23 protein-coding genes and 1 pseudogene are annotated in these 26,914 nt (G+C 67.0%); 14 read left to right on the top strand and 10 right to left on the bottom strand.

The window, feature by feature from the left end; genetic code table 11:
- The first annotated feature begins 230 nt into the window (after window positions 1-230).
- Window positions 231-1,337 (top strand): NlpC/P60 family protein, encoded by a 1,107-nt coding sequence (locus OG892_RS22110; protein WP_371630063.1) that lies wholly within the window; start codon window positions 231-233, stop codon window positions 1,335-1,337.
- 501 nt (window positions 1,338-1,838) lie between these two features.
- Window positions 1,839-3,182, top strand: a complete 1,344-nt coding sequence (locus OG892_RS22105; RefSeq protein WP_328866055.1) for a fused response regulator/phosphatase — start codon at window positions 1,839-1,841, stop codon at window positions 3,180-3,182.
- Here OG892_RS22105 and OG892_RS22100 read toward each other — a convergent pair.
- The 3 genes from OG892_RS22100 to OG892_RS22090 form a co-directional block, all read right to left on the bottom strand.
- A complete protein-coding gene (locus OG892_RS22100) occupies window positions 3,164-3,499 on the bottom strand; it encodes a DUF2516 family protein (protein ID WP_073733192.1) in 336 nt (111 codons plus the stop codon). The two genes, OG892_RS22105 and OG892_RS22100, sit on opposite strands and share 19 nt — an antisense overlap.
- 124 nt (window positions 3,500-3,623) lie before the next feature.
- Window positions 3,624-4,286, bottom strand: a complete 663-nt coding sequence (locus OG892_RS22095) for a hypothetical protein (protein ID WP_371630062.1) — start codon at window positions 4,284-4,286, stop codon at window positions 3,624-3,626.
- A 27-nt stretch (window positions 4,287-4,313) separates the two neighbouring features.
- On the bottom strand, window positions 4,314-4,769 hold the full coding sequence (locus OG892_RS22090; RefSeq protein ID WP_073733043.1) for a helix-turn-helix domain-containing protein: 456 nt from the start codon (window positions 4,767-4,769) through the stop codon (window positions 4,314-4,316).
- 991 nt (window positions 4,770-5,760) lie between these two features.
- On the opposite strand from OG892_RS22090, the gene OG892_RS22085 reads away from it, so the two are divergent.
- The 7 genes and pseudogenes from OG892_RS22085 to OG892_RS22055 form a co-directional block, all read left to right on the top strand.
- On the top strand, window positions 5,761-9,198 hold the full coding sequence (locus OG892_RS22085; protein ID WP_371630061.1) for a hypothetical protein: 3,438 nt from the start codon (window positions 5,761-5,763) through the stop codon (window positions 9,196-9,198).
- 61 nt (window positions 9,199-9,259) lie between these two features.
- Window positions 9,260-9,826, top strand: coding sequence for a hypothetical protein (locus tag OG892_RS22080; RefSeq protein ID WP_371630060.1), 567 nt, complete (start codon window positions 9,260-9,262; stop codon window positions 9,824-9,826).
- Between the two features lie 175 nt (window positions 9,827-10,001).
- Window positions 10,002-10,715, top strand: coding sequence for a TnsA-like heteromeric transposase endonuclease subunit (locus tag OG892_RS22075; RefSeq protein ID WP_371631668.1), 714 nt, complete (start codon window positions 10,002-10,004; stop codon window positions 10,713-10,715).
- Between the two features lie 44 nt (window positions 10,716-10,759).
- Window positions 10,760-12,451, top strand: a complete 1,692-nt coding sequence (locus OG892_RS22070; protein ID WP_371630059.1) for a Mu transposase C-terminal domain-containing protein — start codon at window positions 10,760-10,762, stop codon at window positions 12,449-12,451.
- Window positions 12,433-12,762, top strand: a complete 330-nt coding sequence (locus OG892_RS22065) for a hypothetical protein (RefSeq protein WP_371630058.1) — start codon at window positions 12,433-12,435, stop codon at window positions 12,760-12,762. Before OG892_RS22070 ends, OG892_RS22065 begins: the two co-directional genes overlap by 19 nt.
- Window positions 12,759-13,811, top strand: a complete 1,053-nt coding sequence (locus OG892_RS22060) for an AAA family ATPase (protein ID WP_371630057.1) — start codon at window positions 12,759-12,761, stop codon at window positions 13,809-13,811. Before OG892_RS22065 ends, OG892_RS22060 begins: the two co-directional genes overlap by 4 nt.
- Before the next feature lie 3 nt (window positions 13,812-13,814).
- A pseudogene (locus OG892_RS22055) lies at window positions 13,815-14,174 on the top strand (hypothetical protein); the annotation flags it as partial.
- Here OG892_RS22055 and OG892_RS22050 read toward each other — a convergent pair.
- Window positions 14,148-14,363, bottom strand: coding sequence for a hypothetical protein (locus OG892_RS22050; RefSeq protein WP_371631767.1), 216 nt, complete (start codon window positions 14,361-14,363; stop codon window positions 14,148-14,150). The pseudogene OG892_RS22055 and the gene OG892_RS22050 overlap by 27 nt on opposite strands.
- Between OG892_RS22050 and OG892_RS22045 the strand changes: the two genes are divergently transcribed.
- Window positions 14,364-14,795: a hypothetical protein gene (locus OG892_RS22045; RefSeq protein ID WP_371631766.1), complete on the top strand. Its 432-nt coding sequence runs from the start codon at window positions 14,364-14,366 to the stop codon at window positions 14,793-14,795.
- A gap of 133 nt (window positions 14,796-14,928) precedes the next feature.
- Here the strand turns inward: OG892_RS22045 and OG892_RS22040 are convergent, their stop codons facing one another.
- On the bottom strand, window positions 14,929-16,260 hold the full coding sequence (locus tag OG892_RS22040) for a hypothetical protein (RefSeq protein ID WP_371630056.1): 1,332 nt from the start codon (window positions 16,258-16,260) through the stop codon (window positions 14,929-14,931).
- A 388-nt stretch (window positions 16,261-16,648) separates the two neighbouring features.
- Here OG892_RS22040 and OG892_RS22035 point away from each other — a divergent pair, with 388 nt between their 5' ends.
- On the top strand, window positions 16,649-17,188 hold the full coding sequence (locus OG892_RS22035; protein ID WP_371630055.1) for a winged helix-turn-helix domain-containing protein: 540 nt from the start codon (window positions 16,649-16,651) through the stop codon (window positions 17,186-17,188).
- Window positions 17,113-17,712, top strand: a complete 600-nt coding sequence (locus tag OG892_RS22030; RefSeq protein WP_371630054.1) for a transposase — start codon at window positions 17,113-17,115, stop codon at window positions 17,710-17,712. The genes OG892_RS22035 and OG892_RS22030 overlap by 76 nt, the downstream gene beginning before the upstream one ends.
- A 3-nt stretch (window positions 17,713-17,715) precedes the next feature.
- On the opposite strand, the gene OG892_RS22025 is transcribed toward OG892_RS22030, so the two are convergent.
- Window positions 17,716-18,210 carry a hypothetical protein gene (locus tag OG892_RS22025; RefSeq protein WP_285566650.1) on the bottom strand — a complete coding sequence of 165 codons (495 nt, stop codon included), beginning with the start codon at window positions 18,208-18,210 and terminating at the stop codon, window positions 17,716-17,718.
- A gap of 4 nt (window positions 18,211-18,214) precedes the next feature.
- Window positions 18,215-20,563 (bottom strand): sel1 repeat family protein, encoded by a 2,349-nt coding sequence (locus OG892_RS22020; RefSeq protein WP_371630053.1) that lies wholly within the window; start codon window positions 20,561-20,563, stop codon window positions 18,215-18,217.
- Between the two features lie 216 nt (window positions 20,564-20,779).
- Between OG892_RS22020 and OG892_RS22015 the strand changes: the two genes are divergently transcribed.
- Window positions 20,780-20,962: a hypothetical protein gene (locus tag OG892_RS22015; protein ID WP_351420488.1), complete on the top strand. Its 183-nt coding sequence runs from the start codon at window positions 20,780-20,782 to the stop codon at window positions 20,960-20,962.
- Between the two features lie 73 nt (window positions 20,963-21,035).
- On the opposite strand, the gene OG892_RS22010 is transcribed toward OG892_RS22015, so the two are convergent.
- The 3 genes from OG892_RS22010 to OG892_RS22000 all read right to left on the bottom strand — a co-directional run bounded on the left by OG892_RS22010 (window position 21,036) and on the right by OG892_RS22000 (window position 24,187).
- Entirely contained in the window at window positions 21,036-21,923 is an 888-nt protein-coding gene (locus tag OG892_RS22010; RefSeq protein ID WP_371630052.1) for a hypothetical protein, read from the bottom strand.
- A 519-nt stretch (window positions 21,924-22,442) separates the two neighbouring features.
- A complete protein-coding gene (locus tag OG892_RS22005) occupies window positions 22,443-23,402 on the bottom strand; it encodes a phosphotransferase family protein (protein ID WP_371630051.1) in 960 nt (319 codons plus the stop codon).
- Window positions 23,403-23,617: 215 nt separating this feature from the next.
- Window positions 23,618-24,187 carry a hypothetical protein gene (locus OG892_RS22000; protein WP_371630050.1) on the bottom strand — a complete coding sequence of 190 codons (570 nt, stop codon included), beginning with the start codon at window positions 24,185-24,187 and terminating at the stop codon, window positions 23,618-23,620.
- Window positions 24,188-24,381: 194 nt separating this feature from the next.
- Here OG892_RS22000 and OG892_RS21995 point away from each other — a divergent pair, with 194 nt between their 5' ends.
- Window positions 24,382-26,778, top strand: coding sequence for a hypothetical protein (locus OG892_RS21995; RefSeq protein ID WP_371630049.1), 2,397 nt, complete (start codon window positions 24,382-24,384; stop codon window positions 26,776-26,778).
- Window positions 26,779-26,914 lie beyond the last annotated feature (136 nt).

The following is a 26,914-nucleotide window of genomic DNA, read 5'->3' as shown; positions in this document are numbered from 1 at the left end:
CCCGGATCGGGGGAACTCCCCGTCCGCCGGGAACGTCGGCCGGGCACCGTTCGTCCCAGATACGGGGAGCGGTGGGGGGAGCACGGCTGCGGCGCCGGGGACTTGACCGGAATGGACCGGAGATGCGTGAGCCTCTGTTGCTTTTCGGTACGGCATGGCACGATCTCGTCGGTGCCATAAGTTACTGACGGTAAATCAGATCCGGGTGGATCTGTCCGGAGGGGGAGCTCGTGAACCGACGCCACAGTGCCGCCGCGGCGATCACACTGGTCTGCGCGCTGGCCGTACTGGCCGCACCGGTCCAGGCCTTCGCCACGCCCGCGCCCCCCGCGCCGGAGCAGCCGCCGAAGTCCGGGGACGCCGAGGCATCCGGGGCCTCCGGGACCTCCGGGACCTCCGGGAAGAAGAGCCTCGAAGAGGTGCGCGCGAAAATCGACGACCTCTACCGCAAGGCGGGGGCGGCGACGGACGCGTACAACCTCGCGGAGGAGCGGTCCAAGAAGCAGTCGGGCGAGATCGTCAAGCTGGCGCAGGCCATAGTCGAGGGCCAGGCGAAGATCGCCGAGCTCAAGAGCAGGGCGGGCGCCCAGGCCCGTGAGCAGTACCGCAACGCCGGACTGCCGCCCGGCGCCCAGTTGATGCTCAGCGGCGACCCGCAGCTCTTCCTGGACGGGATCAGCCGGGCCCACCAGGGCCAGCAGGCCGCCAAGGGCGTTCTCGGTGAACTGAACAGGACCCAGGAGGACCTGGAGACGTACACCCAGGACGCGAGCACCAACTGGACCAAGCTCGAAGCCAGTCGCGTCAAGCAGGCCAAGGCCAAGAAGAAGATCAACGAACAGATCGCGGCGGCGAAGAAGCTGGAGTCCCAGCTGGAGAAGAAGGAGCGGGCCCGGCTCCTCCAGCTCGAACAGCAGGCGGAGTACAAGTCGCAGACGGCCTGGCTGAGTTCCGGCGCGCTCAAGGAGATCAACCGGGGAGCGAGCGCGAGCGGCAAGAAGGCGGTGGCCTTCGCGACCTCACAGATCGGCAAGCCGTACAAGTGGGGCGCCGTGGGCCCCGCGTCGTACGACTGCTCGGGGCTGACGTCGCAGGCGTGGGCGGCGGCCGGTCACCCGATCCCGCGCACCTCGCAGGAGCAGTGGCGTCAGCTGCCGCACGTCGCCGTCAAGGACATGCGCCCCGGCGACCTGGTCATCTACTTCGGCGACGCCACGCACGTCGGGATGTACATCGGCGACGGCGCGATCGTGCACGCCCCGCGCCCCGGCCGCGACGTCACGATCACGGGGGCGGGATCGATGGAGATCCTCGGAGTCGTACGCCCGGACAAGTAACAGCCGCGGGCCGGAACAAGTAACAGCCGCAGGACGGGACAAGTATCAGCCGCAGACCGGGAACGGCACCGGTCGGGCTCCCCGCAGCCTGACCTGGGTACGTACCGGTTCCCGGCCCGTACGCGCGCCGGCAACCTTAAGAGAGCCTCAAGGCACTCTTAAGGCCCTCCCGAAGCCCCCCGGAAGCCCCCGGAACCCCGAAACGGAACGGATTCCGTCGCCGCCGCCGGGCCGGAATCAGCCTCCCGCCCCGCAGCCGTGACCCGCGCCACCCGGAGCCCGCCGCTCCACGTGACCTTTGTCATGCGCCGGAAACCGCCGTGTCCCCGCCGCATCCCGCCGGATCTGCGGCCTTCCGCGGCTTAAGGCCGTTCCCGGAACGGCCGACACGCATCGGGCGCCATTCCGTTCCCACATCCCGTACCGCTATCGTCCCCGTCTGGCGGGTCGTCGATCGTCGCTCCGCCGCGCCCTCGGGGGGAGGGAAGGAAACCCGATTCGATGCCCGTACCCGTACCGCAGCAGCGTTCCGTTCCCGCTGCGGAGACCAGCTATGGCGCCGACCTCACCCTCCTGGTGATCGAGGACGACCCGGCGGGCACGCTCACCGTCCCGGAACTGCCCGCCACGGCCGGCACCCGGGTCCGTATCCGCAGCGCCCGCAACCTGACAGAGGCGGGCCGGCTCCTCACCGACGACGTGGACTGCATCCTGCTGGACCTGGCCCTGTCGACCGGCAGCGAGGCGCGCACCGCGCAGGGCGAGGACGCGGACAACCTGGCCACCCTCAAGCACGTGCTGCGGATCGCGCCCCGGCACGCCGTCATCGCGCTCACCGCCCAGGAGGACGCCGAGCTGGCCGCGGAGGCGGTACGGGTGGGGGCGCAGGACTACCTCTTCCGCGACGAGCTCGACGGCAGGCTGCTCAGCCGCGCCATCCGCTACGCCGTCGAGCGCAAACGCGCCGACGTCGCGCAGCACCAGCTCACCGAGTCCCGGCTGCGGGCCCAGGAGAACGCCCGCCTGGAGCGCGGCCTGCTCCCCACCCCGCTGCTCGACGGCTCCGATCTGCACTTCGCCGCCCGCTACCGCCCCGGCCGCAGCCGTGCGCTGCTCGGCGGGGACTTCTACGACACGGTCCGCACGCCCGACGGCACGGTCCACGTGATGATCGGCGACGTCTGCGGGCACGGCCCGGACGAGGCGGCGCTCGGCGTGGAGCTGCGCATCGCCTGGCGGGCACTGACCCTGGCCGGTCTCTGCGGCGACGAGCTGCTCTCCACGCTCCAGCAGGTCCTGGAGCACGAACGGGAGAGCGAGGAGATCTTCGCGACGCTCTGCACGGTGGACATCGCCCCCGACGGCCGCCGGGCGGGCCTCTGCCTGGCGGGCCACCCCGCACCGCTGATCGCCCGCCAGGGCCGGGCGGCGCATCTGCTTCCGTACCAGGACGGCGGCCCGGCACTCGGCCTGCTGCCACGCGCCCGGTGGCCGCGCCGGCAGGTGGAACTGGGCGGCTCCTGGAGCCTGATGATGTACACGGACGGGCTGATCGAGGGCCGGATCGGCACCGGCACCCAGCGCCTCGGGCAGGACGGGATGGTCGCGATGATCAACCGTCAGCTGGCGGAGGGCCTCACCGGCGATGCCCTGCTGGAGGCCGCGGTCGCCCGCGTCCGCGAGCTGAACGGCGGCGAACTGACCGACGACGTCGCGGTCCTGCTGCTCGACCGCCACGAGGACGCCGAGCGCCGCAAGCCGTACCACGGCGGCCGGGGCGGGAGCATTCCGCGCCCCCGCCCCGGACAGGTGTCACCCGCAGGCGCTCAGCGCCCGCCGTTGTAGGGCCCGTACGGGCCGTCGCTGCTCGAACCGCCGCGGCGGTTGCCGCCGCCCATGACGGCCTTGAGCGCCGGCCGCACGTCCACGAAGTACACGATGGTCGCGACCAGCCCGGCGAGCTGCACGAAGAGCATGGGCACCCAGAGGTTCACCACCACCGTGACACCGAGAATGATCAGCCAGAAGGGCTTGGTCTGCTTCCCGGCCGCCCGGTAGGCGTCCTCGCGGACCACCGCGGCCATGATCAGGGCCACGACGGCGAGCACGAGCATCGCCGTGTAGATCAGCCCGAGGATTGAGTTGAAGCCTTCGAGCAACATGATGTGCACCGCCTAATACGTGGATGAGCGCCTCGCGGCCAAGGTACCGGGACAACGGCCGGGACACCCCGAAAGGTGCCCGGCCGCCCCTCCGGCACTCCGGCCGGCCGTCGCGCCGGTCGCGCTACTTGGCGGTGGGCGGTGTGGTCTTCTTGGCGGCGGGCTTGCGCGCGGGCGCCTTCTTGGCGGGCGCGGGCTTGGCCTCCGCCTTGACGGCCCTGGTGGCGGGCGCGGGCTTGGCGGCCGGCTTCGACGCCGCCTTGGTCCCGTCCTTGGCCGCCGGGGCGGCGGGCGCGGGCTTGGCGACCGGCTCGCCGACCGGCTTGGACTCCTTGCGCGGCTCGACGACAACGGCGATCTCGACGATCTCCTCGGCCGTCTCACCGCGCCAGGTGCGCACGGTCTGCTCGCCGCGCTCGGCGACCTTCTCGTACGTCTCGCGGGCCCGGACCGCGTACTCGGCGGCCACACCCACGCTGCGCAGCGCCAGGTCCTGGGCGCTCTCGCCCAGCTTCTTCAGATCGGTGTCGAACGCCCCGATCACCTCGGTGACCCTGGCCTGGAAGCTGGCCTGCGCCTCCTTGGCCTGCCCGGTCACCTTCTCCTGCACGACCTTGGGGTCGGTGTTGCGCACGGCCTCGATGCGCTCCGGCGCCTCGGCCCGCAGCTGCTCGATCAGCGCCGGAACCTTGCGCGCCTGCTGCACGGCGAGATCGGCCGTACCGGCGGCGAAGTAGAGGGGGGTCGGGTCGGTGAGGGTCTTGCGCAGGTCATCGGTGATGGCCATGACTGTGGTCCTCCCGGATCATCAGACTCAGTGTGAGGGTTTTGAAGGCTTTGAAGCTGTATCGGCAGCACTGCCGTCGGCATTGAAGGGCGCATCCGCACCGGACGCACTCCCCTCCTCACCCCCGGGCTCGTCCTCGAACCCGTTCTCCTTGCGGAAGGAGGCGTAGATCTGCAGCAGCACGCTCTTCTGCCGCTCGTTGATCGACGGATCGGCCAGAATCACCGCCCGCGTCTCCAGCTCGTCCCGCTCCCGCTCGTCCAGGATCCCCGCCCGGACGTAGAGCGTCTCGGCGGAGATCCGCAGCGCCTTGGCGACCTGCTGCAGCACCTCGGCACTGGGCTTGCGCAGCCCGCGCTCGATCTGGCTGAGATAGGGATTGGACACCCCGGCGGCATCCGCGAGCTGCCGCAGCGACAGCTGCGCGGTGCGCCGCTGCTCACGCAGGTACTCGCCGAGACTGCCGACGTTGAGTGATGCCATGCCTCGATGGTGGACCCTCGGCGCTAACTTTTGCAAGCACCCGCTTGCAAAAGTGTTCCGAACCACTCGTACGGGTGTGTGAGCCTGAGCACGATAGGTGTCCGTTCCCAGCAAAGATGAGCAGTCCCTCTGGATCTGATCAACAGTGTGATCAAGTCCCACCAAAACTGCAGTGCTGCTCATCTAGCAACGGATCCCGCTTGCACGGGTCAGCCCACCTGTCGCAAGTGCAGGAAGGTTGGGCTGGTACGGCTTGGCACTCAAGGAGGTTCACGCATCACTGTGCGGCGTCAGCAATGCTGACGCCGTGCGAGGAGCCCAGGAACCACAGGGGCTACAGAGCGCGTTCCTTATGGCAGACGAACACGTGGCGAGATCATGCAAATGGGCGGGTCGCCGTCCTGGCAGCACACTGGGAGGACCCGCATGACGCTGGGCCGAAAGATCACAGTCATCGTGCTAGCAGTGGTGGGGATCGTTTCCACTCCACTGTTCTGGCTGCTGAACAGCCCCGACACGGGAGCGCTGGTGGGTGCCTCCATCCAAGCCGCCATCGGCATCGTGGCCCTGGTTTGGGCTCTGTTCCAGCACCCGTCCCCGGCCGGCCCCACGGACAGGGCCAGCCGGACTGGGAAGGCGACTAGCGGCGGCGTCACCGGCATCAGACGACCGGGCGGCCGGGGGCGTGGCGCGGCCACAGCTGAGCGCACTGGCGAAGCCAGCGGCGAGAACTCCGTCTCTGGCATCGACTACTCGAACTAGGACCCGCGCACCGATGGCGAAAGCATCAGGCAAAGCTCGGGACGAGGCGACCGAGCCATCAGTATCCGTGTCGGACACCGGCAACGCCCAAGCCGCGAGCGAGGGCACGGCCGTAACCGGCTATCGCGGACCGGCTCCGGGAGCCGCCCACACTCCTCAGGCCCCTGTACAGCTGTCGCACACAGGGCCAGCGACTGCCGCCGAGGGCGGAATCGCCAATACCGGTTACATGTACATCGACACGCTGGTACACGGGACCGTGGAGCCGGACCCCTGGATGAAACCCGACGACTACCTCCGTCAGGTAAACAGGGGCTCCGTCTACACGCACCGTTGGCAACTCGTCGGACGCACGCAGACAATGGACAGCCTTGTACCGTTCGCCAGGAGCGAGCAAGGACACGTCACACTCCTCGTCGGCCGGGGCGGAGTCGGGAAAACGAAGATCGCGACGGCCCTGTGCGAAGCGCTGCGTGACGCAGAGCCTGCCGTCGAAGTAAGAGTGCTCGGACCTGATTCCACCATCGGTCCGGGCGCGTTCAGGGAACTGCCAAGCACGGGCAAGCTGCTGGTGATCGTCGACGACGCACACGACGACACTCTCCCTCTGGAAAAGGTCGTCTCCGGGGTTCTTAGCGTAAACGCCTCTGCCAACGTGCTGCTCTCCATGCGCCCCTACGGCATGGCTCATGCCCGCCGCGCGCTTGCCAGGGCGGGGCTGCACGTGAGCGAGACCACCGTCGTCGAGATTGGGGACCTAGAGTTCGAGGACGCGATCTCCCTGGCCAGCGAGATTCTGGACGAAACGGTACAGCTCCACGCACCGAGGCTCGCCGCAGCGGCACGGGATTGCCCGCTGCTGATCGTCACTGGTGCGGCGCTAATCAATAACGGCGCCCTGGATCCGCAGAGATTCGAAGGCGACGAGCAACTCCACTTGGAGCTCACGGACCGGCTCGCCGATGCTCTGACCGCCGATCCGGCCTCAGGCCAGGTACCCCAGGAACTGCTTTCCGCTCTCGCTGCGTTCCAGCCTGTGCGCCTCACGGACCCGGAGGTCCGCACATCGCTTGAAGCCCTGACCAGCTTGCCCTTCGATCTCTGCGCGCAGCACTTGGCGACCCTTGAGAATGCCGGGGTGGCGCTGAGCCACGGCACCGCAGTGCGCTTGGTGCCGGACCTGTTGGGCGATGCCCTGCTCGTGAAAGCAGCGCGGCACTCAGGCACAGGCCTCTCCACGGGCTACCTCGCCAGAGCCATGGAAGCCAGCCGGGGCAGCGCGCTGGCCAACCTAGTGGTGAACGCCGGCCGTGTGGATTGGCAACAGCATCAACAGGGCACCGGCGCCGACGGACTGATCGAGCCCCTGTGGGAGCAGATCACGGGAGCCTTCCGCAGCGCGGACGCACGGGGGCGCGTGAGCCTGCTGGAGGTCGTGGCGAAGCTCGCCTTCTTCCAACCGCGACGCGCCCTCGACCTAGTCTCGTGGGCCGTGGACAACCCCTGCAATCCCGTCACGGCAGAAGTCGGGCTCGGATTCAGCCGCACGTGGACTGACACAGAAGTGCGCTATGCCCTGGCCCCTGTCCTCCAAGGCATCGCCCATCATCTGGACTTCCTGCCGCAGGCAGCCACCCTTCTTTGGACCCTGGGGCGCGACGACCAACGCGGCGTGCCTCAACATCCCTCGCACCCTCTGCGGATTCTCGCGGAACGGGCCGACTACACCCGCTGGGGCCCCACCAAGTACCAGGAGGTACTCATCAGCCAGGTCGAACGCTGGCTGACACGCGCACCTGCCACTCCTTCCGTCCACCAGCCACTGAGCGTGCTCGCCCCCTTGCTGGCCACAGAGGGTCACGACGAGGTTTGGACACCCGCCTCGTGGACCCTGACCTTCCGCTCTTACGTGATTCCCCCCGCCAGGGAGGTTCTGAAGGTGCGCGACGCCGTGCTGGACCTGGCGTTCGAGGAGCTGGGACACCCGCAACTCGAACGCGCCTCGGCCGCCCGCTCCCTGATCGGCAACGCCCTAAGCCTGCCACTTGGCGGATTTGGGCTGACCATGACGGACGCCATGCGCCAGCCCTGGCTACCGCACCTCGCGAGCACCATCGACCGATTGCACAGGTACATCGTTCAGCACACCCTGCCACCTGCGATCTTGGTCTCCGTCCGCACCGAGCTGCGCTGGCTCGCACAGCACGGCCCCGGCAGCCTTCGCCGCCCCGCCGAGAACCTCCTGAGCGCGATCCCTACCGCACCCGACAATGAACTCGCCCGCGCACTGCACGGTGGACCGGCCGACCCCGCGCCCCACTCCCGCCCCTTGGATTGGCGTGCTGCGCAAGACTCGCTGTTCAGAGACGTGGTGGCCACTCTCGCCGACTGGGCAGATAATGCGATCGCCTCGCGTGTCGATGCCTTGCTCAGTGAGAACGACAGAGTCTTCGGCACGGACATCGGACGGGCCCGGCCATTTATCTTGACGCTGGTCACCCACCGCCCGCCCGTCGGCGAAGCCATCTGCAAACAGGCCATGGCCTCGCCCGGGAGTTCTCTGACGTCGCTGACGTCGGTCGCTCTCACTGCGTTGGGGCACGCCGCCGGCGACCGCGCGGTCCACTGGGGCCGGGTTCTCATGAGCTCGGGGAACACCGAACTCACCCAGGGAGTGGCGCACGCCTTTGGTAACCAGCGCGGTCGCGGCGACTTGCTGGATGGCGAGGGGGACCTGCTCCGGGAACTCGTCGCTCACGGGGACAACGTCGTACGAAGGGCCGCTCTCGGGGCTGTGTACGCCATCGCCGCGCAGCACAAGGACTTGGCTGTCGAACTGCTCACCACATCGCTCGCCGTGGAGAGAGGGGACTTCGACGCGTTCGCCCTGGCTGTAGCTGGTCCCCCGTACAGTCAGTTGTCCTGGTCGGATCTCCCCAAAGACCAGCAGAGGGCCTTCCTCGCCGCCCTGGTCGCGGCACCGTCCATCGACGGCTACGAGATCGGCCAGTTCCTCGCAGAACTCGCCCGCACCGAGCCCCTCGCCGTCATCGAACTACTCGAAGCCAGGGTGGAAAGCCCACTACATCAAGTGACAGGCATGCACTCCCCCCTGCCCTTCCGCTGGAACGTGACCCCGCCGTTCCGCAATCACGATGACTTCCCACACCTGCTGCGACAGATTCGCGACTGGATCGCCGCCGACCCGGAGTCCACCCGCAGGCGCTACCTGGGAGTCAACATCTTCGAGCTCGTAGCTGGGCCCTACAACGGTCAAGTCACTGACGTGATCGACGAGTATCTCGACGACAGCGACCCCGTGAAGATCAGGGTCGCCGCGGCGCTGCTCTCCAAGGCCCCCCGGACACTCGTCTGGGACGTCGGGTTCGTACGCCGCTGCCTGCGCGCCGCGGACCGCCACGGAGACACCAGCCTGAACACAATGAGGGTCGCTCTGTATAACGCCAGCAACAGCGGAATGCGCTCCGGGACGCCCGGCCAGCCCTACCCTGAGGATGTCGAGGAACACGCTAAGGCCACTGATCTGGCCGACGGATGTGCCAAGGGAAGCGTCGAGGAAGAGTTCTACCGCGACCTCGCAGAATCTGCCCTGGACCGCATACAGGACGTGACAGACGAGCTCCCTCCGGACGGCCGTGATTGGTGAGGGCCGAGTGAGCGATAAGACCAACACCCACGGTTCCTTGAGCCCTGGTTACGCTCCCGCCATGAACGCAGAAGAACAGGCGAGACACGACGAGTTCGAGCGTCAGCAGAAGATCCGCGCCGCTGCATACGACGGCATGATCACGCTTGTCGGGCAGGCGGCACAGGCCAGCGCTCTGGTGGAACTTCACCTCCGTCAGCTCATGGTCGCGCTGCTGGACTCCAGATACGCGAAGTTGGTCGCAGCCGGCCTCAGCGCAGGCGATCTCATAGACACCTGCACAGTCCTGCTCAAGGTGAACAAGGAGATCAACGGCGACCAGCGAACCGAAGGGTTGGCGCTGCTGTCAGGGCTGAAGGATCTGCTTAACACGCGGAACAACCTCGTGCATGGCCTCATCGCGATTGCCGGGGATGGCGACGCCCGTACTGCCGAGGCGGCCCCCGAACCCGTGATCGAGACCATGGCTTTGGTCAGCAAGAGGCGTAAGCCTGAGGCGCTTCTCACCATCACCAAGGCCGAGGTTGAGAAGACGATCAAGGACCTCCGTGAACGCGGAGATGGAATCTTGCATTGGGTCGTCGCGGCTCTACCCTCCCAGCTTCATCGGGACCAGGTCACCGGCTGACGTTTCATCCCCCCGAGGCCGGGCGGCCTCACTGCCACAGCGCTGAGCTGGCCGCCGTGCTGCAGATGTTCACTCGGATGATGGGTTTGATCCCGTTCGGTCCCCTCAGTTCCTATGGAACTGCACAGTGGCCGCCGTGGGGCTGTGTGTGCTGGAAGGCGCAACGCCGTCGAGACTGGACGGATTCGAGGTCGGGTGGCGGGATGACGAGGGTGAGCATCGGCGGCCGTTGGCGGATGCAGTCTCGGTGGAGTTCGAGGCGGGACGGCCAGTGCGGGGGTTTCCGTCGTATCGCGGGCAGCGCCACTTCCCGGGCTTGTACTGGTCCGCGACGACCGGTGGGCACGTGGGGTTCGAGTCCTGGCTGGAGCGGGATCACGCGATGCTGCTCGACTTCACGCCGCAGGTGATGGGGCTGCTATCGCAGCCGTTCTGGCTGTTCTGGGAGAACGAGCGGGGCAAGCGGGTCTCGCACGCTCCGGACTACTTCGCTCGGTTCGAGGACGGACGGGGGCTGGTAGTCGGCTGCCGACCGCTGGACCGGATCGACGCACGGTCGGCAGCCAAGTTCGCTGCGGCGCGGACAGCGTGCGAGGCAGTGGGTTGGGGCTACCGGGTTGTCGGAGAGGTGGATCCGGTGCGGATGGCGAACGTCCGCTGGCTGGCGGGATATCGGCATCCACGGCACGGAGCGGATGAGGGAGTCGTGACCCGGTTGTTGGCGCTGTTTTCGGTGCCGTCGCCGCTGGTGTTACAGGCTGCATTGCTCGGTGATCCGATCGCGGTGTTGCCGACGGTGTTCCATCTGCTCTGGCTGGGACGGCTGACAGCGGACCTGTCGCGGCCTCTTTCGGATGCCACGCTGGTGTCTCGGCCGGAGGCCCTGTGAACGGGCGCCCAGGGCCACGGGCGGCGTTGAGGGTCGGCGATCGGGTGCACCTGGATGACCGGCTGCAGACGGTCATCGGCCTGTCCGGGACGACGGTGCGGCTCCTCGACGAAGCCGGTTCGGCGAGCCTGGTGTTGTTGTCGCATCTACTGACCTCGGAAGGCTTTGAACTCATCGGCCAAGGTGCCGATCAGGGGCGTATGCCGCCGTTCGCGCTGTTGGACATCGTGCCGGCACGGGAAGCGGAGAAGGCGGTGGCCTGGGAACGGCATGTGACCGAGGTGGAGTTCGGCAAGCCTCTGGACGCGGATCCCGCAATCCCGCCACGTCCTGAATACGACCCGGCCAGCCACACGCTGGAGGAGCGGGTGGCGGCCAAAGTGGCGGAACTGCGTGCTATCGGCTGGCAGGCGAGTACGGGAACCGTTCAGCGGATGCGCAGGCGCTACCGCGAGCAGGGGCTGTGGGGGCTGGTCGATCACCGAAAGACTCGGTTGTCCTCGCCGACGGGGCGGGCCGACGACCGGGTTGTATCCGCCATCGTGGAGATCTTGGCCGCGACGACGAACGAGTCCACCGGCACCCGCGGCCGACTGCGTCGGCGAGTGGAGGCGCTGCTGGCTGAGCGCCACGGCCGGGGAACGGTGGCGATGCCGTCGAAGTCGGCGTTTTACCGGCTCGTCGAGGCGATGAGCGAGGGCACGCATGCCTTCGGCGAGGCTACGTCCCGCAGGTCAGCGGCTCGCCGCCCGCAGGGAGCGTTTACCCCTTCCTCGGCCTGCCGCCCCGGCGAGATGGTGCAGATCGATACGACACCGCTGGACGTGCTGGTGGTCCTGGAGGACGGGGTGAGTGGACGCCCGGAACTCACGATCGCCGTCGACGTAGCAACGAGGACGATCTGCGCTGCGGTGCTGCGACCGGCAGGCACCAAGTCCGTGGACGCCGCCTTGCTGCTGGCCAAGATGCTGGTCCCGGAGCCTCTACGGCCCGGCTGGTCGGACGCGCTGGCGATGTCGACGACAGTGATCCCTTACCGGAGGCTCTTGGAGATCGACGCGCGCCTGGAGCAGGCAGCCGCGAAGCCGGTGATCGTGCCAGAGACTATCGGCATCGATCACGGGAAGGTGTTCGTCTCCAACACCTTCCTTGCCGCCTGCCGGTCGCTGGGCGTTTCCGTCCAGCCGTCCCGCCCGGCGACCCCGACCGACAAGGGAATCGTCGAGCGGACATTTTCCTCGATCAACACGCTGTTCTGCCAGCACATTCCTGGTTACACCGGTTCGAACACGACCCGCCGGGGCGCTGAGGTCGAGGCCGTCTGGACGCTCGCAGAACTGGACGACCTGCTGCAGGAGTGGATCGTGGCCTGCTGGCAGCAACGGCCACACGAAGGACTGCGCAGCCCGTTCCTACCGGGCCAGCCCATGTCTCCCAACGACGCATATGCCCTGCTGGTCTCTCGCACCGGCTACCTGCCGATGCCGCTGAGCGGCACCGACTACCTGGAGCTGCTGCCGGCACTCTGGCGTTCGGTCAACGACTACGGCATCCGCGTCGACCACCGCACCTACAACTGCCCCGGGCTGAACCCGCTACGACGCCGCTCCTCGGGAGTGACCGCCAAAGGTGGGCTCTGGGAAGTCCACTACGACCCCTACGACCTGTCCCAGGTCTGGGTACGCGACGCACGCACCGGTGAGTGGATCACTGTCCCGTGGACACACCGCACCTAGTCTCCGCACCGTTCGCGGACTTCACCTGGCGCCGAGCCCGCGACCTGCTCGCGCTGCGGGGCCGGGACGACACCGATCAGGCCGCCGTTGCGGCCGCGGTAGACCAGTTGCTGACCCGGGCGGAAAGCGGCCCGGACCGCCGGATCGCCGCCCGCACACGCGTTGCCCTGGAGCCCTCTCGTCCCTTCGCCGCGCTGCCGCAGGCACCTGCTCCGGACAACGCCGAGGACGAGACCACCGTCCTGGAGCAGCCGTCGAACGTCATCCCCTTCGGTGTCTTCGACGCCTTCACTGACGGGAGCCGTCTGTGAACCAGGCCCCGCCACAGGACATCGCAAATCCGCAGGCGTCGCTGACCACGAAGGAAGGTTGGCGGGCGTTCGTCGACGAGAACCCGGAGCCCCCGCCGTCGCTCCCGCCCGCCACCGTCCTGGACGAGGACGAACTGGAGTCATACAAGGAAGCACGAATCGACTACCACACACGATCCGTCATCGTGAACACCCCCACGATCCGCGGCGTCGTCACCACCGGCCGCAAGCGCATCGTGCTCAACCGGCACCAGGTCTCCGCCCGGCGCGGCCTAATCGTGTCCGGTTCCGCCGGCACCGGCAAGACCACGGCGATCACCCAGTTGGGAAAGAACGTCGAACAGATCACCCGGCGCCGCAACCCCGCTGCTGTCGGCGGACTTCCGGTCGTCTTCGTCACCGTTCCCCCGGCCGCAACCCCGAAGATGCTCGCAGGCGAGTTCGCCCGATTCCTCGGCGTCCCGCTGGAGCACCGCATGAGCCAGGTCCAGATCACCAACGCCGTCTGTGACCTGCTCGGCAAGCTCGGCACCACGCTCGTCCTGGTCGACGAGATCCACAACCTCGACCTGACCACCCGCAACGGAGCCGAGGCATCCGACCAACTGAAGTACCTATCGGAACGGATCGCGGCCACCTTCGTGCTTGCTGGTCTCGACGTCGAGACCAGCAGCCTGTTCCAGGGCACCCGCGGGCAGCAGATCGCCGGCCGCTACACGGTCATCCCCTCCCGGCCCTTCGGCCACAAGAACCGCGCGGACAAGGAACACTGGCAGGCCCTGGTGGCGACCATGGAAGACTCCCTGCGGCTACACGCCCATCGTCCCGGCACCTTGGTCGCCATGACCGATTACCTGCACGAACGCACCGGCGGGCTGATCGGCAGTCTTTCCCAGCTCGTCCGAGAAGGCGCAGTCGACGCCATCGATACCGGCGCAGAAAAGATCACCAAGCGCATGCTCGACGAGATCGAGCTCGACCACGCTGTCCAGCAGTCCCAGCCGGATCACTGCCGTGCCAAGCGCACCCGCACACCGAGGGCTGCCTGAGCGATGGAGCCCTGGGAAGCCCCTGTCCGGCTCCTTCCGCTTCCTCTGCCACCGGTCCACGGCGAGGTCTTCGGCTGGTATCTGCACCGCCTCGCCACCGCCAACCAAGTAACGGCGGGCCAACTGGCGAAAACTCTGACACCGTTCAAAAACGCGCAGGTCGGCAAGCGAACAGACACACTTTGGCGCTGGACTCCGATGGTTCTGCCACGGCTGGCCATCCTGACGGGCCTTACGCCCGAGACCCTCCGGATGCTGCTACCAGCGATCGCCCGGGTTGAGGCGCGCACCACAGGTGAGGTAGTCCGCTACCGTCGGCGTCTCTACGTCGCCTGCTCACACTGCATGCACCGCCGAGGGATCACCAGCCCCGTCCTCGCCCATCGCCCGCCCGATCTCCAGCTCTGCCGCCGACACGGCATCTGGGTAGACGGCAACCGCCACTACCGCGTCGGCCACCTCCCAGAGCTCGTTACCGCTGAGCACCGACACCGACGGATCGCCCGCCGTTTCCCCGACACCCTGGAAGCAGCGACGAAAGAAGCGCAGCACTTGGTCCGCTCCTGGCTCCATAACAAGAACCAACCTCATCTGCTCTCACGCTGGAATGACCGCCTCGCCCAGCTCCCTCCCAAGGAAGCCATCTACGGGAACATCATCAGGCGACGCGTCGACGAGCGGGACTACATCGCGACCTATCCAGAGTTCGTCACGCTGCTGGGCATGCTGGCCGATCCTGCTTGGCGGACACTGCGGGCGCCTCGCCGATGGGCGAACCTCAGCCAGCACCGGCGCACCATCAACGCCGTCTACACAGAGGCCGAGCACCGGCTGAACGTCCCCACCCTTCGCGAGAAGCTCCACTCCCACGTCTTCTCCAACGACGCCCTCTTCCGCTGGACCGACCCTTTGGGAAGATCACTGATGCTGGTGATGACGCCGGACGACCACGACGCCCTTCGGGATGAGCTCCAGCAGAAATAGTAAACTCCCGTATACATCGGGCGAATCCCGAGGGAGCGTCCGAGACGACCTGCACAAATGACGCCGAGCGCCCAACACCCGCCGTGGATTGCGCCGCACGGGAGACCTGACGCAGAACCCCCAGATCCGCCGATCATGCCCAGGGAACGTTAGCCACGTCGCCCACCCAGCCCCGAATTCGTGTGAGGTCTCTATAATTGCCGTTGTATCCTAGTGAGTTCAGGATCAACAACACTAGGTAATGGCGAGCGAGAAGCCAAGAATCTCTCGTCAAGCCATCCAATCGGTAAACCGACTCCTGCGCCTCTTGCGGATGCACCAGTCGATTCCTGACCCAGGTTACGACGTCAGCACCGTCAATGTCCTTGTTCTCGATCATCTTTACATCAGCAGCGTACTGTGCGGCCGCCGGCAGGAGCTGAGGGTTGATGTCAACGGGGATCTGGGCACTCAGCAGCACTTCGCGCAGCAACTGATGTGCCGGGCGTTGCTTGTATTGCTGTTTGGTCAAAACGCCGTTGAGGACGAGACGTTCCCACATGATGTGTTCCAGGCCAGCTGTACCCATGATGATTCGAGGCTCGACAAAGTCCCGGCTCCGCATGGCGGAGATGGCATACATCATCTGAAAGCGCAGCGTAACGAGTCGGTCAGGGTCCGCAAAGGCGTCGATCACAAGGCTCAAGAAGTCGCCAAGCGATTGGTGATCTTGGTCGTACCACCAACCATCACTACTCCTGCGCGCCGGGTCACAGTGGGAGGCACCCCACTGCTCCCACGCCCCGCGACCGCCGCTGTCCTCGCCAACTGACAGCATGGGAGCAGCCCATCGGCCGAGCGCGAACGAGATCCCAACGTGCATCGCTGTCAGCACGGGATCTACCTCGTCGGGCGTAAAGAGCGAGCCATCGGTACGACGCACCTCCATTACGTGCGTCATCACGTACACATCAGCCTGGTGGAGATCGCGCCAAACCCTCTGATGGTCGGGGCGTACATCTAGCGTGATCTTCCAGCCGCTCGTTTGATGCTCCCAACGGCCTGACCACTCCGGCTCTCCGTCGGCCGTCCTCGCCACCAGCCCCATCGGACCATGCCAGTTGGGCAGGTTGAACCAATGAACGACGAGTCGATTCAATGAGGCCCCGGGGTTCCCGAACGAGGCCCCGTTCGACCATCCTCCGTCGATGTTCCGCGGCACCCCAGGCATGATCATGTCGCCCATCGGACGATGGAGAATCAGGTCAACCTCGTCGCGGTTCGCGAAGCCTGGAGATGCCCCATCTCCCACCTTCCACTCGAAGTTGAACCCGGTTGAACAGATCAACTCGACGCGGCCAGGAACGTCGGTTGCTCCTAGCCCGCCGATCAGGCCGTCGTACAGAAGGACGGCCTGGCTCGGTTCGTTGTACGGATAGATCGGCGCGAGTGGTTGGCCTGCTGCGGGCATGTTCTTCGTGGCCACACAGCCACGGTAGCGATGCAACACATGACCGCGCCGAGAGTTTGGAGGTGGTTCTCAAACTTGACTGATCGACGCGATCCGGCGCGACCACCGCCAGGAGGGCACCCGTGTCCTTGCTGTCACCCAGACCGACCTCATGTCTCAGCCTCGGGTTCAATCGAGACCGTGGGACCGACTGCTCTCGGGACGGGCCATGGCCACGGCTCGGACAGCGTTCCGTCGGCCTCAATGCCATAACGCTCGTAGCTCTCCACCAGCTCCCTGCGGGAAGAGGCCAGGTCACGGACGTCGAGCCACCGGTCGTCTCCGGTGTTGATACTGAACTTGATCGGGTGATGTCGGGCTGTTCGCCAGACAGCGTGAAAGTGGCCTCGGTAGTCCTCGTTCGGTGAGATATCCGCAGGGCGGCGGCTTGACCGACGTCGAGAGAGACGCGCGAGAGCGGGTCCGGCGCCAGGCCGTGACGTGCTTCGAGGCTGACCGGAAGAACCGGGAGATCGCTGCCATGCTGCGGGTCTCGGAACGGTCGGTGGAGCGTTGGCGACGCCAGTGGCGCGAGGGCGGCCACGCCGGAGTGGCCTCCAAGGGATCACCTGGCCGACCCCGACTATCTGACGCGCAGATGGCCAGGTTGGAGCGGGAGTTGGACTGCGGTCCGCTGGCACACGGGTGGGCCGACCAGCGGTGGACGCTGGCCCGCGTGAAGACGGTGATCGGCCGGCTGTTCCACGTCTCGTACACCGTGGAGGGCACGTGGCGACTGCTGCGGCGCTATGGCTGGTCCTGGCAGCAGCCGACCCGGCGCGCTATCGAGCGTGACGACGACGCGGTGGAGTTGTGGAAAGGAGAGGTGTGGCCGCGGGTAAGAGCACCGCGGCGGCGAACAGCGGTTGGGTGGTCTTCGAGGACGAGGCCGGCCAGTCGATGACACCGCCGCGTGCCAGGACGTGGGGCCGCAGGGGCAGCACGCCGGTCGTCCGCGTGCGCGGGCGGGGCTCGGGCCGAGTATCCATGGCGGGGATGACCTGCTACAAGCCGGGTGAGCGGTCCCGTTTGTTCTACGCGATCCGTGAGTACCGGGGCCGCAAGAACGAACCCAAGGGCTTCGGCTGGAAGGACTACCGCGACCTGGTAATCCGCGCCCATACACAGCTCGGCGGCCCGATTGTGCTGGTGTGGGACAACCTACGCATGCACCTGGTTGCGCCACTGAGGGAGTTCTTCGAGGCCAACGCCTCATGGCTCACCGTATTTCAGCTGCCGACTTACGCCCCGGACCTCAACCCGCAGGAGGGCATCTGGTCCCTGGTCAAACGCGACATCGGCAACCTGGCCGCCGCCGACCTTGGCCAGGTCACCCGCGCTGTGAAGCGCAAGCTCAAGATGCTGCAGTACAGGCCGGAGGTGATCGACGGATGCCTGGCCGGCGCCGGCCTGACCCTGTCGGCGTGATCATCAGAAGATACCGAAGAAGCGATCCGACCAACTGGGCCGCTGAACGTGCCAGGGCAGTCGGCTCGGCCCGTCATAGTCGCTCTCCAGTAGTTCCTCAGCAACCACGACATAGCCAAGCTCGACAAGCGCCCGGTTGACCTTGGCAAGGTCCGCGGCATCCAGCTCGCCCTCGGCCTGGGCGTCAGCCGTTCCAAAGAAGGCGCCCGGGTTGTCGGCGCAGACCAGAGCCAGCGAGCCGAACTTGCTCACACAGACGACGATCCGAGTACCGCATACGGTTGCATCCCCGGGCACGACGACGCGTCCGTACTCGCTGGAGTCCTGGGTGTCCCGCTCGGCCGTGCAGCGAGCTGCGAAGTCACTCTCGAGCCGGGCTACCAGGACACGGAAGTGCGCTGCGGCCTCGCCGCGGTCGTAGTGCTGCGGCCACTCCAGCCACTCCGGATCATCGAGCTCGCGCAGCAGCACCAGCAGATCCGCTTCATCCTCGCTCATGTGCTCATCTTGACTCAGCAGCCGTCCACGGAGCGCCCCCGGGCACCACCACACTCACCGTTCCCGACATCACCCATTCAAGTTCAGTAGCCGCCAGGTACAGCCGCTCCGTCTTCTCACGGTGCCCCAAAACCGCCGCCTGCTCAGCCAGTTTTCGTAAAGCCCTGGAGTTACCCAACCCGGCGGCTGCCCGATACAGGCGTTCAGCCTCCTCGTGGTTGCCTTGGCGTTCGTGCATATCCCCGAACAGCTCGTGCAGATTGCCATATTCCAGGAACCAGCGGGTCACCGGAGCGGAATCCGGCCTGTTGTGGCTTAGCACATAGGAGTCGACTTCCTCCAGGACGAGCGGGACTCTGTCCTCGGCTTTGGAAGGCGAGGAATCCAAAACCTCCTGCCGCTCCGCGTTCCGTTCCGTTTCCCTTTTTCTCTCCCAGTCCAAGTACCTTCGCGCGGACTCGCTTCCCAGCTCAGCTGCGGCCAGATAAAGCCGCCTGGCTTGGACTCGGTCTCCGGACAGCTCGTGCCTGAGTGCCAGCCTCGCCAAGGCGTCCGGGCGCGCAGCATCAGTGGTGGCCCTCAGGATCCGGTCCGCTTTCGCGGGCTCCCCCATCTCTGTTGCCCGCCAAGCCAGGTCGCCCGCCGCCTGTCCGTCGCCCGCGGCTGCGGCGGCTTCAAGGAGCCTCTGCGCCATCTCGTTGTCTTCGGCCCGGTCCATCCGAACTGCGAGTGCGAAAAGGGCGGACGGGTCTCCGGCGTCCGCACTGGCTGCGAACAGGACGCCGGCGTGGCGCAGCCTCGCCCGCTCTTGGGCAGCGTAGGCGAGGCGGTGGAGGTCTGTGGCATCCGCGAGGTGCTTGGCCGCTGCATCCCAGAAAGAGGCTGGCGGGCAGACGGTTCGGCGGGTCCGATCACCGTGCTGCTGCAGGTAGTCGGCGAGGCGCACCACGCCGGGCACAACGCCCATCCGGCCAGGGCGGGCGACATCCTGTAGCGGGCTAGTGGTCTGCTTGACGACGGTACGGGCGTGGGCGAGCGCCCAGGTGAACCACCCCGGATGGACGGCCCTCTCGTCGTCATTTAGGTAGCCGGGAACTGCGGCCTCTAGGAAGGCGAGCGGCAACGGTCCGCTGACGCCGAGACGGTGGGCATCCATCGCGGCGCTGAGGATGGCCCTGCAGTGGGTCCCCGCCTCGCCGACGGGGACCTCGTAGAAGTCGACCAAATCCGGAGCGGCGGCTAGGGTCTGGGTCAGATCGGCGTGGCCGGACTCTAGGGCCGCCGCCAACGAGCCGTCCTGGCAGGCGAGTTCCGTGACCAGCTCTAGGGCGTCTGCAAAGGTGCGGGGCACATGGACGTAAGTGGCCTGGGCGAGGAGCGCGCGAGATAGCCGGTTCTGATCGGGACCGCTGTCACGGAATCCGCCGCCGGTGCTGTGACCGTGGCCAGCGTCCCGCAGGGTCTTGAGATGTTCCGGCCACAACGTGGCGACCACCACGAGAGGTCCCTTGCCGTCGAGCCGCCGTAGAAGCGCCGCAGCAACTGCCTCACCTGTCGGGCCGGTGAGATAGTCCTGGGCCTCGTTGAGCCACAGCACGCTTCCCGGCTCGAGGGCCTCCGCGGCCAGAACGTCCAGCAGACCGGCGGGGTCCGCTGGGAAGAGCAGCAGGACGTTCGGCGGTACCGACGCCCGCAACCCCTCGAAGGCCGTTCTAGTCTTGCCTGTGCACGAGCCCCCCTCCACCACGATCAGGCTCGGCCGGGCCCCTGTCGCCACTGCCTCCCGCAGCAGGCCGCGCAGCCGCTCATCGTGCGGGCGGAGCACATAGCGAGGCAGGATGAAGTCCGATCCGTCGACACCGTCGCGGAGGCCGTCGCCGACAGGGCGCCCTGGGATAGCAGGGTGCACACCGAGCCGCTGAGCAGTCCACTCTCCGACCGGTCGCGGGCGGTCCACGAGCGCGGCCTGCCGGGCACGGCGCTCGTCCTCCACCAAGGCCGCTCGCGCCTGCTGACGCTCGACCGCCGACCGGGTGTCCTCAGCCCGACGCTCGCGCTCCTCGGCAAAGGCGGCGCGCCAACGCCCGGGATCCAGCAGCTCAGCAGCGGTCTTCCCGGAGTCGTCGACGCGGCTGCCCAAGACGCCTATGCGGGCGGCTTCCGCACAGATCGCCTCGAGGACGACAATCAGCTTCCCGAGGTCCTGCGGCAGGTTCGCACCGTCGAGCCAGGCGCCCGGCGTACCAGGGGCGACTTCCGCCAGCCTCGCCAGTTCTCGGTTCGACGGACGGTCGCGAAGCGCACGGCGCTTGAACTCCCCCACCTGCCGGAGATCCGCTAACACGTCACCCATGCATCCGCTCCTCACCGAACACCTGGGTCCGACCGGCGTCCTGGGTGTCCGATCGGCTGACATCGGACACCCGGGAGCGTAACAACCGGTAAAGGCGCACTGGGCGCGAAGTGATCGATCCGTCGCAGAACCTCGCCGGACACGCTGTCGGACGGGCAAGGTCTCAGCCAAGCCCGCGGCCCGGCGAGGCCACCGTCCGAGAACTGGATCCTTTCGATGACTCAACAGCAGCTCTTGGCCCTGCTCCTGGCCTTGTCTGCCGCTCTCCACCTCGGGTGCGCGGCCGCGTTCGTCGCGTGGCGCGAGGGCACCACCCCCGGCACCGCTCTCCTGATCGGCGGGAGCACCGTGGGCGCGGCAGCCAGCCTGTACCTAACCGCCGTCGGTGCCTACCACTGAGAACTCCGAGTAGGACGAATCACTTTGAATGAGTGTGGCCGTCGTCATGGTGGGGATGGGAACGAGAGACGATTCAGTCCTGCGTACGATCTTCGTCCTGCGAGGGCTGAAGGAGGACATGGCCCGCCGGCGTTCTCGATGCGGGAGCAATCGCGGGTGCGCTCGATGTGCCCGAGACGCGTGGGATCACCACTCGGTTCTCGCCGTAGTAGGTCCGGATGGTGTCCTGGCGTGTCGTGCGCATCCAGAGCGGGGCCCCGATGAGGATGCGGCGGACTCCGGCCATCTCCGGCTCAACTTGGAAGTTCCACCGCCTCGGTGTGAGTGTTACGTCCTTGTAGATGAGGGCGACGTACTCCGTCGCGTCGAACCCCAACAAGGTGTACGCGCGACTCTCGGGACGCCCCGCATGATCTACCGGGTTGGCATAAATTCCCTGTGCCAGCGCGACCTTGAGGATCTCCACAGCAAGCGCCTCGCCATCCAGTGGATACGCGCGTCCCGTCCGGGCACTCACCTCTGCACCCCGGAGCGCGATGAACTCCTCGATCATCGGAGCGGCTGACGAGGTCCATCCACCGATAGAGTCGTCCTCCGGAACGTTGAAGCCTCGCAGGTTTTTCAGGCTCCCGAACAAGCAGAGATCAACGCGATGCCCCTCCTGCGTGACAGTCTGCGTGTGGATCACGGCTGTCCGATGCTGGAGACGGTGCTGTGGGTACCCCCACCGCTGGAACTCCGCCACCTCTGCCTGGCCCGCTCCCTGGATGAGCCGTCCGGACGTCGAAGCACTGAAGTCCGTGATGATGGACTTACGGAGCCTCCTCTTGAGCTTCTCGGCGATGTCGAAGGTGGTGTTCTCCCGGTCCCGGCCGGCGAGGTTGACGCCGTTGCCCGGCAGGCCCAGATTGAGGGCAGGCTTGATGCGAGGGTCCAGCCGGACCCCGTTGTCGTCGATCACTTCTCTGACAAGTCGCTGGGACCAGTAGACGTACCGGCCTACGGGTTGGCGCAACGCGTGCCTCCGTCGCAACTCGGGCCCGGCTTGGAAGCCGCGGCCGCTCAGGTAGAGAAGACGAACGGAACTCGGCATGAGGTTCCCAACACTCCAGTCCGTCGCCAGCTGGCACGCACGGCCTTCGAGCAGTCGGGCGTGGTGCTCAAGTTAGCGAGCAGGATGCGCCACGTCCCCCGTCCGTCTTTTCGATGGGGCGCGGGAAGGACGCCGCCTTCCCAGAAAAACTGAATATGGCCAGGTCACGATTGCCGTCGCCTGTCAGAACGCACGGGACGCCTGAGAGAGAAGCAGAAGATCAGAGACGTGCCCGCAACTTCGCCGGGACTCCTTCGCCCTAGACCGTCTCAGCGAAAATGACAGGCCCCTGCTCAGATCAAGTCCGTCTGCTCACTTCTACTGGGAACGGACAGTACGTCTCGCTCGGTCTCGGGCAACTGCCCCTTTGTCCCGTTGTCCCGCGTGTCAGCCCGGCGCGTCCATCAGGGCCGTGACATAGGCATCCAGCCGGTCTTCCACCGCTCGCGTCGTCAGCTCTGTTCTCCCGGCCTCCCGCCACGGCTGCGACACCGACCGCACTTCCTCCGAGGCGGCCAGCGCGTCCCGCACCCGCCAGTACAGCCGCTCGCTCCCGCTCGCAGCCAGCACGCCGCCGGCTTCCTCGTACGCCTCGGCGAACCGCAGCCCCCAAGCCGGGCCGTGCAGCAGCGCGAGATTGACGGAGCAGTGCGCCACATCGAGATCGGCCGGGCCCCAGCAGGGTCCTGCCCAGTCGATGACGCCGGTGATCCGAGCGCCTTCCGGGTTCGAAGGCGACACGTCGAACAGCACGTTGCCGGGTTGGAAGTCCCGGTGCAGGTAGCGCCCTTCATAGGGTGGCGCGGGCCTGCGGATCACTTCGATCGCCGCGGCCCATACGTCCGCGTCGCCGCCCCTGGGAACCACGACGGTGTCGGCGGTCGTCAACGTCGTATATTCCCGGGGCCGCTCAGCGGGGCGCACCGCGTGGATCGCGACGAGTTGACGGGCCAGCAGGCGCACGCGCGCCTCCACTCCCCTGTCGTCCAGGACCGTCCGGCCCGCCAGATGGGTCATCAGGAGCGACGGATACGCGCACTGCGCGGCGGTCGGATCAACCGCGACCAGCGAAGGAGCCGGCACACCGGTCCCCGCGAGCAAGGTCAGAGCGCCGGCCTCCCCGATCAGCCCGTCCTCGGCGTTCTCCAGGTAGAACGGGTCGACGTAGCTCCGCAGCGCCAGGTCACGGGTGCGTCCGTCCCGTGCGCCGATGACCAGCCTCCGCATCTCGGCGGTGATGCCGCCGTGCAGCGCCTCGGCTCCGACGACCCGTTCGCCGGCTTCCAGGTGCCGACCCACCCAAGCCAGCGTCGACGGCCGGACGGTCGCGGTCCCCTCGTGGTTCATCACCGTGCCACCTCATCATCCGGGCGGCGGCACGGACGAAGGATTTTGCAGGTACCGACGGCCGTGCGGCCCAGCCCTTCCAGCAAGCCTGGAGTCGCTCCGCGTCACCCTCCTCGGCCGCTGGGTACGTGGGTACTCAGAGCCGTCGGAAGCCGACGAACTGCCCTTCTGGGCACCCGACGGTCTGCTTGGACGGCCGGGCAAGGGGGCCGGTGTCATACCCAACTACCGGTTGCGTCCAGCCTCTCGCCGTCATCCTCGTCGTCGTCCTCATCGTCCTCGTCCTCGTCCTCGTCGAAGGGGTTGGCGAAGATCGACGACAGCGTCTCCTCGACCGGGTTGCCGACTTCGTCCTCGGTGAGGAGGATCCGGCGCAGCATGTTCAGCGGGTACAGATAGCTCTCCGGGTCGGCGGGGGCACCGACGCAGGGGTGATCGAGCGTGGAGGTCTCCCCGGCCGCGCCGAAGAACGGCTCCAGATCCCCGCTGACGATGTCGGGGATGTACTTCCACACCATCTTCCGGTGACGGCAGAACACCTCTCCCACGTACCAGATCGCGCCCTGGAAGAAGGGCGCCATACGCTGGTCGGTGACCTCCTCCATGCTGTTCGCGGTCTGCCGGACCAACTCGTCCAGGGCCTCCAAGGAGGACGGGGCGAAGTCCAACGCGTCTGCGAAGGGGGTCTGTTCGGCCCACTCTTCGTGTGCGTCCCGGCGCTCTTCTATCCACCTGAGCAGGTCCGGGTGCCGAGTCGGGTCGTACGTCTCGTCAGGTTCGGTCATGCCGTCGACGGTAGTGCCAACCAGTGTCGCCGGGCTGTTGAACTGGCGCCCGAAACGCCCAACAACCCCTTGAAACACAGGCGTTGGGAACCCCTAGTGTGTTGAACGGCGGTCGGTGAAAGCTGACACGGGGGCCCGACCAGCCGCCCGCCCGAACCATCCAGGTCCCATGGCCCCCACGACCAGGGACACGTATGCGACCACAGTTATCCATCCGTACCCGGCTCCGGCGACGCCTGGCTTCCTGCCTCGCGGTCACCTCGGCGGTCGGGATGATGCTCGTCGGCGTCACCGGCACCGCAAACGCGGCGCCCGGCGACTACGCCAAGGTCACGTCCGGCGGACGCTGCGACAAGATGCACCTCGGCAAGACGCTCCCCCGCACCCCGGACAACTCCGGAGCCCCCACGGGCCAGCAGCACTGGGTCAAGGGCGGTGCGGACGAGGAGTACTACTTCAACCTCGAGTTCAAGGGCTTCGAGAACGTCCCCGCACCGACCCGCGCCGACCTGAACAGCGTCGGGAACACCGACGCGGACGTCAAGAAGTGGGATTCCGCCTATCGCGCGTCGCGGAACCCCGAGGACATGAAGCGCGCCATCTGGTCCCGCTATGCCCGCTACATCCAGGGCAAGCCGTCTCCGAAGGCGTTCAAGTCGTGGGTGCCGCAGAACCTGATCGGCGCCCAGCACTCCCGGGAGAAGGGAGGTGTCTTCGAGCGGAAGGCCGTCCAGGACTTCAACCTCGTCGGCCCCGACTGGCAGTGTGAAGTGAAGGTCGAGATCTTCGACAAGAACGGCAACAAGATCGCGTCCAGGCGTTACGACGCCTACAACCAGCGCACCGGCGATCTGGGCGAGTTCAAGGCCGACGGCAAGCGGAAGACCACCCAGTTCAAGAACGACAAGATCATTCTTCGCCACAGGGACGCGAAGTACGACTTCACGAAGTCGAAGTTCACCATGTTCGCCGGGGAGAAGCCCAACAGGGCGACCACCAGGGAGTACGCGGCGGAGAACGCCAAGCTGCGCGCCGAACGGGGCTCGGGCAACAACCCGATCCGGATCGCGGAGCGGCGGGCGACGGCCAAGGGCCTGTGGCCGCAGACGAAGTACACCAAGACCTATCCGGTGTTCAATCCTCGACCGAATACCGGCACCCAGGGCCCGATCAACTCCACGGCCTACGAATCCGGGAGGAACCCGGCGCAGGCGCGGCAGATCCAGAACCAGTACAACCAGATGAACACTCGCGGCGCCCTCGGACGCGGTCCCGGCGGCGTCGACTTCTCCACCTTGGAGCTCCAGTACGTCGGCAGCCCCGTCAAGGGCAAAGGGCTGGACTACAGCATGAAGGCCGACTTCATGCCCGACGAGGACAACAACCCCGGCTGGGGCGGGGAGGCCAAGCTCGAACTGGCCTCGGACGCCCTGTTCACCTGGCTGGCCCTCACCCCCGACCGGCAGTGGGTGAACCTGAATCCGGATCAGCCGGACAAGATCATGGACAAGGGGTTCGGGGGGACCGACGCCGGACGCGTCCTTCTTGAGGCCGACATGGAGATGAAGCGGGACTTCTCCCGCGCCATGGACCCCAAGAAGTCCCCCGGCAAGGAGTTCATGAACGCCGCCCCCAAGGTCGACGGGGTGCCGTGCTGGGGATCCGGCCGCAACTGGATCGTTCCCGGCCGGGCGAAGGTCCGTGAGCAGGACGGCGGCATCTACATCCTCGACGCCCCGCTCAAGCTCAACCACGCGGCGATGGACTTCGACACCCCCGTGCAGGGCGAGGACTGCTCGAAGAAGCTCAGCAAGGCGGAGAAGGAGCGCAGCCACCAGCTGATCAGCCAGTACCTCGTTCCGCACGTCGAGAAGCAGGTCAACACCGAGAAGAAGTACGCCGACCTGCGCCGCGTCTACAAGTCCCGGGTGGCCGCCGAGTGGATCCGGCAGCAGGACGCCAAGAAGCCCACCGACTTCCGGCCCATCATCAACAGCAACAACCTCAAGCGGTGGCCGCTGCGGGGTGAGAACGCCGACTGGGACAGCCGCACCGTATGGAAGGAGATGGTGAAGTCCTTCACCGAGGGCGACTTCACCTACGAGTGGCCCCTCGGCGACGGACGTGTCTACACCTTCTTCGTCGGCGGCGTCGACTTCTCCAAGGCCCCCAAGCGCAACGTCACCCACGCGGAGTTCCAGCTCCAGCACCGGCGTCTTCCTCAGACGACCAAGGACAGTGTGCGGGCGCAGACCTCCGAGCGGGACGCCGACGTGACGTTGCTCGGCGGGAGCGGGTCCGCGAAGACCGACGGCGCCAAGCCCGACCCCACCCCGTCCCCCACGGACACAGGGAAGCCGACGCCGACGGACGCCCCGTCGACGCCGTCGCCGGACCCCACCACCCCGGGCTCCGGTGACACCGGCAAGCCGACCCAGCCCCCGGCGAAGGACCCTGACGGCGACCTCGCCCACACCGGGTCGGATGTCCCGGTCGGCCTGATCAGCGCCATCGCAGCTGCCGCCGTCGTGGCAGGCGGAGCACTGGCGTGGTGGATGCGCCGGCGCAAGGCGGACACCACCACCGGCTGACACCAACCCGCGGTCGCGGCTGGGGCTGTTGCTTTTGCTTCGGCTGCGGCTGCGGCTGCGGCTGCGGCTGCGGCTGCGGCGACACGCTCCCACGGCGCAACGGTCGCCGCGCGGAGTGCAGGCGGAAGGCGGTGCC

This window comes from Streptomyces sp. NBC_00341 (genome assembly GCF_041435055.1).
Lineage (GTDB): Bacteria > Actinomycetota > Actinomycetes > Streptomycetales > Streptomycetaceae > Streptomyces.
Note: the sequence above shows the minus strand (reverse complement) of the source record. Positions and strands in the feature narration are given on the sequence as shown.